This is a genomic window from Fontisphaera persica (genome assembly GCF_024832785.1).
GTDB lineage: Bacteria > Verrucomicrobiota > Verrucomicrobiia > Limisphaerales > Fontisphaeraceae > Fontisphaera > Fontisphaera persica.
The window spans coordinates 2,840,783-2,853,635 of the sequence record NZ_CP116615.1 but is presented as its reverse complement, the minus strand read 5'-3'; the positions used below and the strand labels follow the sequence as shown (position 1 = coordinate 2,853,635).

General features: G+C 61.3%; 7 protein-coding genes. All 7 read left to right on the top strand.

Translation table 11 applies throughout. The annotated features are described in order from the left end of the window. The 7 genes from NXS98_RS10635 (at window position 1) to NXS98_RS10605 (ending at window position 12,851) form a co-directional block, all read left to right on the top strand. Window positions 1-804 carry a flagellin gene (locus tag NXS98_RS10635; RefSeq protein WP_283844949.1) on the top strand — a complete coding sequence of 268 codons (804 nt, stop codon included), beginning with the start codon at window positions 1-3 and terminating at the stop codon, window positions 802-804. A 117-nt stretch (window positions 805-921) separates the two neighbouring features. Further along, window positions 922-2,220: an RraA family protein gene (locus tag NXS98_RS10630; RefSeq protein ID WP_283844948.1), complete on the top strand. Its 1,299-nt coding sequence runs from the start codon at window positions 922-924 to the stop codon at window positions 2,218-2,220. Between the two features lie 264 nt (window positions 2,221-2,484). Continuing rightward, entirely contained in the window at window positions 2,485-3,603 is a 1,119-nt protein-coding gene (locus NXS98_RS10625) for a hypothetical protein (RefSeq protein WP_283844947.1), read from the top strand. Then, complete coding sequence (locus tag NXS98_RS10620; RefSeq protein ID WP_283844946.1) at window positions 3,600-9,305, top strand: glycosyltransferase; 5,706 nt, start codon at window positions 3,600-3,602, stop codon at window positions 9,303-9,305. Before NXS98_RS10625 ends, NXS98_RS10620 begins: the two co-directional genes overlap by 4 nt. A 165-nt stretch (window positions 9,306-9,470) precedes the next feature. Next, a complete protein-coding gene (locus NXS98_RS10615) occupies window positions 9,471-10,271 on the top strand; it encodes a flagellin (protein WP_283844945.1) in 801 nt (266 codons plus the stop codon). A gap of 135 nt (window positions 10,272-10,406) precedes the next feature. Then, window positions 10,407-12,131, top strand: coding sequence for a flagellar filament capping protein FliD (fliD, locus tag NXS98_RS10610; RefSeq protein ID WP_283844944.1), 1,725 nt, complete (start codon window positions 10,407-10,409; stop codon window positions 12,129-12,131). Window positions 12,132-12,194: 63 nt separating this feature from the next. Beyond that, entirely contained in the window at window positions 12,195-12,851 is a 657-nt protein-coding gene (locus NXS98_RS10605; protein ID WP_283844943.1) for a hypothetical protein, read from the top strand. Window positions 12,852-12,853 lie beyond the last annotated feature (2 nt).

Sequence of the window (12,853 nt, the reverse complement as noted above, 5' to 3'; positions counted from 1 at the left end):
ATGGTCATCAACACCAACATCCACGCGCAGGTCGCCGCTTCGAACCTGCAAAAGAGTCAGGAACTGCTCGGCAAGTCGCTGGCACGCTTAAGCTCCGGGTCCAAGATTGTGGACCCGGCGGACGATGCCGCCGGCCTGGCCGTGAGCAACCGCATGGACGCCCAGATTAACCGTCTCGGCGCCGCCAAATCCAACGTGCTCAATGCCTTGTCCTTCACCCAGACCCAGGACGGCTACCTTAAGAAAGTGGCCAAGGCGCTGGACCGCATGAGCGAGCTGGCCATCCTGGCGCAGGACGTCACCAAGACGAACGCCGACCGGGCGCTGTACCAGAAGGAATTCGAGGAACTGGGCCGTTTCATCGAGAATACCGCCACCAAGGATTTCAACGGCGTGAGCCTGTTCACGGGCAGCCCCTTGAGCGTCACCATTGACGCGGAGGGCAACACCTTCAATATGAACGGCACGGACCTTGGCGTCACGGCCTACGACGACGCCATCGCCTCCAATGTGTCCACCACCACCGGGGCCGCAGATGCCCTGGACAAGGTCAAAGCCGCCATCAGCCAGTTGGCGGAAGACCGCGCCAAGATTGGCGCCAACCAGACCCGCTTGCAGGCCACCATTGACCAGCTCGTCCTGGTCAAGGAAAACATGAACGCCGCCAGCTCGCGCATCCGCGACGTGGATGTGGCGGAGGAATCCACCGAGTACGCCCGCAACAACATCCTGGTGCAAAGCGGCACGGCCATGCTCGCGCAGGCCAACCAACTGCCGCAGAGCGTGCTGCGCCTGTTGCAGTAACCTCAACCCAGGCTGACGGCGCCGCCCCGTCCCATCCGGAGGCGGCGCCGTGCGCTGATGGGCCGGCGCGGGTCAGTGGATTCGATTCTCAAGGGTTGCTGCACACCATTTCCTGCCATGAAAGTCGCCGCCTTTCTGCCTGCCAAGGGATCGAGTGACCGGTTGCCCAACAAAAACACCATGCTGCTGGACGGCGAGCCGCTTTTTTTGCGCGGTTTGCGCAAGTTGCTGGCGTGTCCGTCGGTGGATGAAGTGTGGCTGGACACGGAATCAGCCCAAATCGAAGCGCTCGCCGGCGAGGTCAAGTGTCGTATCCTGCGGCGCGACCCGTTGCTGGCCTCCAACAAGACCGATGGGCATCAGTTGTTCTTGAATGAGGTGCGGCATTGCGATGCGGATATTTGTGTGCAACTGCTGTGCACCTCGCCCTTCATCCGCCCGCAAACGATTGAGCGGGCCATCGAAGTGCTCAAAACGGATGCGAGTTACGACTCGGTGGTGGCGGTGCGCAAGGAGAAACAATACCGGTGGGAGAATGGGCGGCCCCTCTACAACCTGGAACACATTCCCAACAGTGCGGATTTGGAGGATACCATCGTCGAATCCATGGGGCTGTATGTCATGCGGCGTGAAGCCGCCCTGGCCACGGGTCGGCGGATTGGCAATCATCCCTATCTCCTGCCTCTGGACCCCTTGGAGTCGGTGGATGTCAACTGGCCGGCGGATTTTGAAATGGCCAACCTGATTGCGATTGGCCAGCGCGAGCAGGAGCGGCGGTTGTTTGCCAACATGAAGCTCCTGCTCTCCAGTCCGTTGCTGTCGGACCTCCTCGACGATATGAAACTCGAGGGCGTCTTGTCGCGCGAATTTCAGTTGAACCTGCCCGACAGCAAAATCCTCGGGCGGGCCAAGACCCTGCAAATTGATGTCTGCGCGGATGACGAAGACTTCCGCAAAATCTACGAGGGCTTGAACCTCTACGATCACGTGGTCTCCAATGATGTGATTGTGGTGGCCAATCATGCGCCGGGCTTCGCGTTCTTTGGGGAGTTGAATGCCAACCTGGCGGTGCGTTCGGGGGCGGTGGGCGCTGTCATTGACGGGGTGACGCGGGACTGGCCCGATACGCGGCGCATGGGCTTTCCGGTCTTTGCCAAAGGCCATTACTGCCGCGACACGCGCAAACGCGGCATCGTGACCTCCCGCAACCGCACGATTGTCGTGGATGGCATCAGCATCCACAAAGATGACCTCATCTTTGGCGACAGCGACGGCATCGTGGTCATTCCGCGCAAGCATGAGCAGGCCATCCTGAAAGAGGCCATGAGCCGCAAGAAGAATGAGGCTGACATTCTGCTGGCGATTGCTCAAGGCATTCAAACCAGCGAGCTGGTCAAGCAATTTGGTCTTTTTTGAGACTGATGCTTCATGAACCAGGCCCTCATCTTAGCTTCTTGTTACCTGCCCCTCCAAGGGCCGACCCTGGCCTGGCGGACAGAATTGGCTGAGCAATTAAAGCGCCGCCAAGCTGGACTCGTCCTGCTAAGCACTGCGCCGGCTGAAGAAGTTCCTTTTCCCGTGGTGCCCCTCCCCTATTTGCTGCGGCATTTTGCTGAATGGTTTCCTGGGACACTACCGCAGGAATTGCCTCCCCCGTCCACCGATTCATGGGAGGCCTTTTTGCTGCGAAATGACGCGGCCTGGGCTCATGATGCCTATCCACCGGACGAGGCATGGTCTGGATTCCTGGCTTGCCAGAAAGTGGCGCGCTTCCTCCTGCAAACACTCGCGCCGGGCGCCGTGCTGCTCTGGAATTCCACGCATCCCCAAACAGCCATCTTTCAAATGGAGGGCTGGCGGGCGGGGTTGCCGGTGTATGCTCTGGAACGCGGCCTGTTGCCGGACACGCTCATGGTGGATTCGTGGGGTATTCAGGGGGCCTCGGACTGCTTGCGACACTGGCTGGCGCACGACTTGGCGCTCCGAGAAGACGTCCGGCAAATATGGGAGTCGGCGTCGCACTACTATTTAACCCATCGCCCGCAAAAGTACGCCCAGGCTGCTTTCGGCGGGGGGGGAAATGAATTGCGCCGGCAATTGGGTCTGGAAAACCGGCAAGTCGTCTTGCTGTTTGGCCAGGGTGACGCCGCGGGGCTGTTTCCACGGGAGGCCCGCGCCATGCGCCAGAATGCACCTGTCTTTGCCGGTACGCGCCACTGCCTGGCAGCACTCAAAAACGCGGTGGCGCAAATTCCCTCGGCCGTCCTCTTGTTCAAGCCACACCCCTTGGATGCCGCCAGTTATGCCGACGTGGTGGGGGACTCAGTCATCTGCGTCAACGGCTTCAACGTACATGCCTTGATGGATATGGCAGACGTGGTGGCCGCGCAGTTTACCACGCTGCAATATGAAACGGTCTTTTACGATAAGCCGGTGCTGCTGTTGGGGCGAAGTGCCTGGTGGGGCCGCGGCTGCACTTACGAAGTCAATCGCATGGAAGAACTTCTCCCGGCGTTGCGGGCTGCCCTGGCACGGGAAGGATGGAACCATCGCCGCGAACGGGCGCAGCAGTTTTTGGCGTGGGCACTCAGTGAATATCTCATTGCCTGTCATCCCGAGGCGCCTGCCCGTCATGACTTGGAGGATCTCGCGGACTTTTTGCAGCGGGCAAGTTGGGATTCCTGGCAGCTTGCTCCCGTCGAGGTGCGTCTTTGGCAGGCCTTGGAACAATTGGCCCAATGGGCGGAACATCCCCATCGCAACGACACGGCACGCAAAGCCTCCCACTTAAGCTTATGAACACCACCGAGGTTTCCCAGCCGCTGGACGACAGGCTCTGGCAACAAGACCCGGTCCTAGCCCGCTTCTTCGCGCTGGCCACCCGCCCGGGAAGCCGCTGCCGGGCGGTCTCACTGGATTTTTTTGACACGCTCGTATTGCGTTTGACGCATCGGCCCACGGACGTGTTTTATGAGGTGGGCGAGCGCCTGCAAGCACAGGGGGTTTTCCGCCAGCCCGTGACCCCTGTGGCTTTTGAAGTTTATCGCCGTGCGGCAGAGCGCCAGGCGCGCCAGCGGTGGATTCACCCCGACAAGCGGCGTGAAGATATTAACCTGGCAGAGATATACGCCGAACTGCAAGAGGTGGTGGCTGCGCCGCAGGCGCCAGAGGTGGAGGTGGCGGTGGAACAGGAAATATGCCTGCTCAATCCCGCGGTCTTTAGTCTGGCGCAAAGACTGAAAGACGCGGGCTTGCAGGTCGTCATCGTATCCGATGTTTATCTCAGCGCATCGCATTTGCGTGCCATTCTGGCGGCCAATCGCGTCCCGGAAGATTTCTTCACTGCCATTTACACTTCCAGTGATGCGGGGGTGTGCAAGGGCACCGGGCGATTGTTTGAGTGGGTGTTGCAGCGGCAGGGATGGCGTCCCGACGAAGTGCTGCACTTGGGGGATAACCTGCACGCTGACGTGCTGGGCGCTCGCAAGGCGGGGGTGCGCGCCCTGGGTTATGTGGCACATCACGTGCCGGAGTATGGCCCCCTCATGGCTCGTGAACAGATTCTTTTGGGCGGCCAGCAACCGTGGTTCAGTCTGGACGCGCTGCGCTTGCTGGCGGCCCGCCATTTTCCCGGCGAGCATCCCGAGGCGTTCTTTGCGCGCGAGGGGGCCATGCTGTTCGGACCCCTGCTGACCCGCTTTGCGGAATGGGCTTGTGATCAATTCGCCTCCGCCGGCGTGGAAAAGGTGGGCGCATTCATGCGCGAGGGCGAATTATTGGGAAAATTGATTCAACGGGAGGCGCATCGCCGTGGTCTTTCCCTGGAAGTCTCCCCGTTATATGCGAATCGCGCCTCCACCGAGCTGGCGGCGTTGGGCCGGTTGACGGCCGACAACGTGGTGGATTGGCTCCAACGGCGCACCTCCCTCACCGTGGGACAGATTCTAGACCAATTGGGAGTGGCCTCCTCCTGCCGCAAACATTTGGAAGTCGCGGAAACGGCCAAGTTGACCGACCAGACCAGCATCCTGCGCCTGGCGAAATTCATCTTCCGGGAGGAAGTGGCTTCGCAAATCGAAAGGCAAAGCCGGGAACTGCGGCGGCTGTTTTTGGATTATTTCACCGCCTGGCTGCACGGCAGCTCCATTGTGGGCTTGTGCGACCTGGGTTACAACGCCACCGCCCAGTGGCAAATCCAACGCATCTTGCGCCTGGAAGGAGTGCCCAACCGTTTGCTGGGTTGTTATGTGGTCACTTGCGAGCGGGCGGCGGAACGGGTCCTGGAGGGATTGGAAGTGCGCGATTTTCTGGGGGCCTATGGCCATCCCGCATGGCATCTGGCGGCTTTCCTGCGGAGTCCGGCTTTTGCTGAGATATGCCTTAATGCGCCGGTGGGGACCACCTTGGGTTACAGGCGGCTGGAAAACGGCGGGGTGGAGCCCGTGCTGGAAGAGGCGCGTTTTTCTGCACCGGTGAAACAGCAATGTGCGGCCTTTAAACAGGGCGTCGAACTGTTTCAGGAATTGTGGCACTGGCAGCTCGACCGCCGGCCTTTGCTGGGTGATTCGCGCCAGGCTTTTGCCCAGAAGCTGAGGCAGCATATGGATCAACGCCTGCATGCCATCTTGAGCCGGCTGGCGGCCTTTCCCCTGGGGGTTGAACTCCAACACTTTGGCGCGATGCAGTTGGACGACCGTTATCTGGAGACCGGCCTGACGACCATCATCCAACCACCGCAGTTGCAGGCCTTTCGCGAGCGCGGTTATGCCAGCCTGTTGAGCCAGCAAAAGGTCTTATGGCCGCAAGGCGTGTTGCATGCCGCAAGCCCTGACACCGCCGTACGCTTCTTCCAAATGGCCGATGCCTTGCTGAAAAACTTCCCCCACGGGAACTATGAGCTCCACAAACCCGAATGGCTGGTCATCACCCCCTGGGATTTGAAGATACAGGCCCTTGAGGGAATGATCAGGTCTTTGGAAAAACAGGCGCAAACGGCGGGAGCTTGCTCGGTCATGTTGCTGGTGCCGGATGCCAAGCTGGCCAAACAGGCCCTGGCGGAAATGAAGTTGCCAATTCAGGTGTCCTTGACCTGTGTGGAAAACCGCAAAGACTTGAAACTCCTGCAGCATATGCAAGAGCTGGCCACCTGTTCATGTGAACCTTGGATTTGGTTGCTGCCTTGCGCGTGCCCCCTGCCGGAGGTGCCTTGGACACAGTTGCTCGTCGAGAAACAGGTGGGCCTGTGGCATGCGCCCGGTTTTGGCTTGTTGTTGCGACGCGAAGCGTGGCTGGCATCGTGCATGTTGGAAGCTGCCGCCAGCCTGGAGCAGGCACAAACCCAGTTATCGAAAGACCTTGCCGCGTTAGGCTGGCAGGTATGGCCTGAAACTCAGTCCCGACATGAACCGCCTCCCCCATCACACGCCAAGGCAGAGCTGGCATGGATGGGGACTTTTGACGATCATGGCAGTTTGTCCAGTGTGAATCGGGCTTTGACGGCGGCCCTGGAGGCCCGGGGGCAACGGGGCATAACCCGCCTGCCGCTGGAAAAGCACACCACTTTGCCCAACCCCAAGGCCGTCGTGGTGCGCCATGCCTGGCCGCCGGATTGGCGGCGGCCTGCCTGCAGCAAGTTCGTCGTCATTCAGCCTTGGGAATACGGCCGCCTGCCCCAGGAATGGGTCAAGCAATCCGGTCAGGTGGACCAATTCTGGGTGCCCTCCACCTACGTGCAGCGGGTTTATGTGGAGTCCGGCATCCCGGCAGAAAAAGTGCGCGTCGTGCCCAATGGTGTGGACGTGTCCAGGTTCCATCCTGCTGCGCCGCCCCGAGAGTTGCCCACGCGCAAGCGATTCAAGTTTTTGTTCGTCGGCGGCACGATTTTCCGCAAAGGCCCGGACGCCCTGCTGGAGGCTTATCTGGCCAGCTTCACCGCGCAGGACGATGTCTGCCTGGTCATCAAGGATTTTGGCGGGGATAGTTTTTACGCCGGACAAACCATGGCCGAGAAAATCCAGAGCCTGCAGCAAAAGCCTGGTTTGCCGGAAATCGTTTATTTGAATGAGGACTGGCCGGGGGAGGCCCTGCCCGGTTTGTACACCGCCTGCGATTGTCTGGTGCATCCTTATCGCGGCGAAGGCTTCGGCCTGCCGGTGCTGGAGGCCATGGCCTGCGGCCTGCCGGTGATTGTGACGCGGGGCGGTGGCGCGGATGACTTTACACCGGACGCCCTGGTGTATGCCGTCCCGGCGCAGCGGCGCAGCATCGGAAACACTCTGAGTGGCATGACGCTGGCGGGTGAAGGCTGGGTGCTGGAACCGGATCGCCGCGCTTTGATGCAGTGGATGAAGCACGTGGTGGCGCACGTGGACGAGGCGAAGCAAAAAGGCCGGGCAGCCGCCGCCCATGTGCGGGAGCATTGGACCTGGGATGCCGCCGCCCGGAAAGCCCTCGTGTGTCTGGCGGAATGGGAGACCGCTCCACCGTCAAACTCGACGCCGGCCGCGCCGGTGGCCGGGGCCAAACCCATCTCCATCACCCTGCCGCCGGCGGGATGGTTGGGGAATTTGCAAGAGGCCCGGGAGCATTTCAACCAAAAGCACTGGCGGCCAGCCTGGGAGGAGACGCTCAAGGCCATTCAATTGCGGCCCTATCATCCGGAGGCCTATCTGCTGCTGGCGGAAATTGCCCGCGCCCTGAATGACATGGAGACGGCGCGGCGCATGGCCGAGCGCAGCCGCCGCATGGCGCCGGCATGGAAAGCTCCCAAAAAGCTGTTGAATGCCCTGCACGGAAAAGGAACGGCAAAATGCAAGGACTGGCCGCAGCCTCCCGCCGAATCAGCCGCCCCGCGGCTGACGGTGGCCTTGATTGTCAAAAACGAGGAGGCCTTTCTGGACCGTTGTCTGGCCTCGGTCAGGGAACTGGCCGCTCAAATTGTGGTGGTGGACACCGGCAGCACGGATCGCACGGTGGAAATTGCGCGCGCTCACGGCGCGGAGGTGCATCATTTCGCGTGGTGCGACGATTTCAGCGCCGCCCGCAACGCCATGCTCGAGCACGTGCGGGGGGACTGGGTGCTGATGCTGGATGCGGACGAGGAACTGAAGGCCGAGTCGCGCGCCCGGCTGTTGGAAGAAATCAAAAACGACAAGGTCATGGCCTACCGGCTGCCTCTGGAGGATGTGGGGGCGGAGGCCGAAGGCTGCAGCTATGTGCCGCGCTTGTGGCGCAACGCGCCGGGACTGTTTTTTGTGGGGCGGGTGCATGAGCAAATCTTCAGCAGCATCGAGGTGCGCCGCACTGAGTGGGGACTGGACAATGCGTTAAGCCAGGCGGTTCTGCGGCATTACGGCTACACCGCGGAAGTCACGCAGGCGCGCGGCAAGGTGGAAAGGAATTTGCGGTTGTTGCAGGCCGCGGTGCAGGAGCTGCCGGACGAACCCAATCTGCTCATGAATCTGGGGCTGGAGCTGGCGCGCTCCGGACGGCTGGAGGAGGCGCTGGAGCAGTACGAGGCCGCCTTCCAAAGCATGAGCCGCAAACCGCTGGCACAGGTGGTGCCGGAATTGCGCGAATCGCTGCTCATGCAGTACGCCTCCCACTTGATGCAGGCGCGGCGGTTTGGGGATGTGGTTCGCGTGCTACGCTCCCCCCTGGCCGGTCTGCAAGGGGGGTTGACGGCTTCCCTGCATTTTGCCCTGGGTCTGGCTTTGCTCGAGGAAAAACGGCCGCAGGAAGCGGCAGTGGAAATGCGCGCCTGTCTGGCCAAACGGCAGCGGCCGTGCCTGGGCCGCATCAATACCCTGATTCACACCGCCGCGCCTTGGCATTGCCTGGCCAAGGCCTTGGCCCTGGCCGGGGAAACCCAGGCGGCCCGGCAGGCTTTTGCGGATGCCATCCACACCTGGCCGGATTATCTGCCGCTTCGGTGGGACTATGCCTGCTGGCTGTGGCAACAACGTGAGGCGGTGCCGGCGCTCGAGCAGCTTCATGCCATTGTTTCGAGGGATGCCCGGCACCTGGCGGCCTGGAGACTCGGCGCGGAAATCGCGCTCAGCCAGCCGGAGTATCACGAGTTTGCGCTGGATTGGACGGGAGAGGCCATAAAGTGTAATCCTGACACTAATGAACTCAAGGCGCTGCGCGCTGAGGCCTTGTTGTTGAACGGCCAGCCGGAGGAGGCGCTGCCCCTGTTGCAGCAGGTGGCGCTCAACGGCCACTTCCGCCTGCATGCGGCGCGCATCCTGTGCGAGCTGGCCTTGTCTCAGCCTCCGGCGGCGCTGGCCCCCGAGAAGGAAATGCAGGTCAGCCGGGAATTTGTGGGCTGGTATCGCCGGTTGATTGACAGCCGCGGGGCCGCTGCGCTGCAGCAGGTCAATCAGCGGCTGGAGCATCTGGCGGCGGTGTTGCCCTCGGCGGCCCGGCTGCTGCAGGCGGCCCTGGCGGAGGCCGACACGGACGCGGCGGGAGGTCAACAAAATATTTCCACGACGGCTTAAAGTTTTTCGGCGTTGTTCCGATAACTGGAGTGTCGTGTGACAAAGGCGGTCGGCAGCCTGAAAGAGCCGGCGGGGCAACGGTGGCCGCCCCCGAGATAGCGCCACCCGCGGCAAGGAAGCCGCGCAATCCCCCGAAAGGGGGGTGACTCATGGAAGGAGTCAACTATGGTTATCAATACTAACACATCGGCCATCAGCAGCGCTCGCCTGCTCTCGGAATCATCCGCCCTGCTCGCCAAATCGCTGTCGCGCTTGTCCTCGGGTTCCAAGATCGTGAACCCGGAAGACGATGCCGGCGGTCTGGCCGTGTCGTTGAAGTTTGACGCGCAGATCAACCGCAACAATGCGGCCAAATCGAACGTCCTCAACGCGCTGTCCTTCAACCAGACCCGCGATGGGTACTTGCAGAAGGTGCAGAAGGCCCTCGACCGCATGAGCGAGTTGGCCGTGCTGGCGCAGGATGTGACCAAGACGGAAGATGACCGCGCGCTGTACGATAAGGAGTTCCAGGAACTGGTGGACTTCATTGAGGAGACCGCCCAAAAGGACTTCAACGGCATCAGCCTGTTTACGAACACGGATCTGGCGATCACCAGTGACAGCGACGCCAAGACCTTTGACTTGAAAGGCATCAACCTTTCGGCGACTCAGTACGACTTCTCCTCGGTGGGGGTGTCCACGAGCGCTGCGGCGGTCAACGCCCTGACGGCGGTCAAGGCAGCCATCGATCAACTGGCGACCGACCGCGCCACTGTCGCTGCTGGCAACGCGCACCTGACCTACGTGGCCGACCGGCTCAGCATCCTGAACGACAACCTCGTGGCGTCCAACAGCCGCATCAAGGATGTGGACGTGGCCGAGGAAAGCACCAAGTTTGCCCGCTACAACATCCTGGTTCAGGCAGGCACCGCGATGTTGGCTCAGGCAAATGCCAGCCCGCAATCGGCGCTCCGCCTGCTGTCTTAAGCAGTGCGACCCGAACGGGCATAGCGGACAACTCGGACGGCGCTGGGGCGCCGTCCGAGCCTTAAATAAGGCCGCCGGCCGGAACCTGCCACCGGCCGGCGGCTGTTTGAGAGTAAACGTTAAACTGGCTGACTTATGGACCTGGGTGTATCCGGACTCGCTTCGGGGTTTGACTGGCGCAGCTTTATTGACCAGATGCTGCAAATCGAGCGCACCCCGCAGACGCGGATGCGCAACGAGCAGAGCACACTGCGCAAAATCAACGATGCCTATGCCAGCCTGAAAACCCAGCTCCAGGCGCTCCAGGGCAAGGTGGAGGCGCTGCAAAAAGAGGAGCTGTACCAGGCGCGCACCGCCAAAACCTCCGATGCCTCCATAGCCAGCGCCTCGGCGGCCACCGGCGCGGCGGTGGGAGAATACCGTTTTACTGTCAGCCAATGGGCCACCGCCGCGGTACAGCAGGGGCTGAGCAACCGCGGCGCCGGTTTGAACAGCACCAACGATGTGTCGGGGCTGGTATTGAGCCAGGCGGCCTTCTCACGGGCCATCACCGCCGGCACGTTCACGGTGAACGGAAAGCAGATTACGGTGGAGACCAGCGACACCCTCCAGGGAGTCTTCGATAAAATTGCCGCCGCCACCGGCGGGGCGGTGACCGGCAGTTATGATGCGGCCACCGACACCATTTCCCTGACCAGCGCCTCGGAAATCGTTTTGGGCGCGGCCACGGACACCAGCAATTTTCTCCAGGTGGCCCGCCTGGCCAACAACGGCACCGGCACGGTCACCAGCCGCTCCGCCTTGGGGGTGGTGCAGGTGGGCGCCAAACTCAACGCGGCCAACTTGAGCACACCCATCACGGGCGATGCCGCCGGCAAAGGCGAGTTCAAAATCAACGGGGTCAGCATCACCTACGACACGGCCACCGACACCGTGGCCGCGGTCCTGGCGCGCATCAATCAATCGCAGGCAGGGGTGTACGCCAGTTACGACGCCGAAAACGACCGTTTCCTCCTGACCAACAAAACCACCGGCGATGTGGGCATCGGGCTGGAGGACGTGACCGGCAATTTTCTGGCGGCCACCGGCTTGAGCGGCGGCTCTTTGCAGCGCGGCACGGATATGCTCTATACGGTGAACGACTCGGGCACACTGGTCAGCCGCAGCAACACCATCACCGAGGAATCCAGCGGCATCGCGGGGCTTTCGGTCACCCTGTTGAAACCGCTGGCGGCGGGACAAACTCATGAATTTACCGTCACGGTGGGCGCCGATACGGAAAAGGTCAAAACAGCGCTCAATGACTTCATCAGCGAGTACAACAAGACCCAGTCCCTGATTGATTCGCAGACGGCGATTACCACCGACGCCAACGGCAAGGTGACGGCCAACACGCTGGCGGGCATGACCGATGTTTATGAGATTGCCCGGCAATTGCGCTCTCTGGCCACCCAGGCGTTGAGCGGACTGTCCGGCAATCTGACACGCCTGAGTGACCTGGGCATTGATACCAGCGGCACCGACAATTCCCTCAAGCTGGCGGACAGCGCCAAATTGGATGATTGGCTGAACAACCGCCTGGACGAGGTGGCGGCGTTTTTCACCGATGAAACCTACGGCTTTGCCTCAAAATACAGCGCCTACCTGGAACACGTGGTGGATGAGGAGGGCGTGCTGGCCAAGACCCAGAACTCCCTGAACAAGCAGGTCTCCAATCTGGATGACCAGATTGCCGAGCAGGAGCGCTACGTGCAGAACGTGCGCGAGCAGATGGTGCGCAGCTTCCTGGCCATGGAAAATGCCCAGGCCCAGGCCAATCAACAATTGTCCTTTTTATTGCAACGGTTTGGCTCCAAGTAAGGCGGCCAACTCCAGGCGCAGCTTTTCCTCAACTTTTTCGCCACCGTGCCGATAATGTGGAACGTGAACAGTGAATCTTGCCCGGCTGGCCCGACCGGGGTGGAAGTGGACATGGATGGACGCAAGCTCTGGTTCAGTCAGGCGCCCGGCTCGCTGGAAGCCCTGCTGGAGCACCTGGCGCGCCGGAGCCTGCAAACCCGGCGAGTCGTCGAGGCCTTGCACGTGGACGGGATGCGGGTGCATCCGGAAAAAGCCACTCAGGTGGTGACTCAATTCCAACAGCTCAAAGTGACCACCGCGAGCCTGGATGAAATCCAGGCCCGGCGGCTCCATGAGGCGCTGGCGCATGCGGACCAGCTCCGCCAGCAAGTGCGCTCGGTGTCCCTGGTAATGCTTATCAACGAGTGGAGGCCGGCCCGCGATTTGTGGCAGGCCATCGTGCCATTGCTGCGTGAACTGCTGATGGAAATCTGGAGTCTGGAAGAGCTCCGCGACGCCCAGGGTCCGCAGGGGGAAGAACTTTGGCAGGCCCTGCGGCGGCATCTGGAAGAAGTGGAAGTCCACTTCAGCCGCATCGAATGGATGTTTCTGGAATCGGAAAACCGCTGGGGGCTGATGGAAGCTGTGAATCTTTCCGAGCAAATGGAAAATGCCCTGGGCCGCTGGCTCGAAGGCCTGAGCCAACACCTGGCCCGCATGGGTGAGCATTTGCGCGCTTGAGT

Bases quoted from the DNA above. Each gene is read 5' to 3' on its own strand.
- NXS98_RS10635 (WP_283844949.1), top strand. From the start codon at position 1: ATGGTCATCAACACCAACATCCACGCGCAGGTCGCCGCTTCGAACCTG.
- NXS98_RS10630 (WP_283844948.1), top strand. From the start codon at position 922: ATGAAAGTCGCCGCCTTTCTGCCTGCCAAGGGATCGAGTGACCGGTTG.
- NXS98_RS10620 (WP_283844946.1), top strand. From the start codon at position 3,600: ATGAACACCACCGAGGTTTCCCAGCCGCTGGACGACAGGCTCTGGCAA.
- NXS98_RS10615 (WP_283844945.1), top strand. From the start codon at position 9,471: ATGGTTATCAATACTAACACATCGGCCATCAGCAGCGCTCGCCTGCTC.
- fliD (WP_283844944.1), top strand. From the start codon at position 10,407: ATGGACCTGGGTGTATCCGGACTCGCTTCGGGGTTTGACTGGCGCAGC.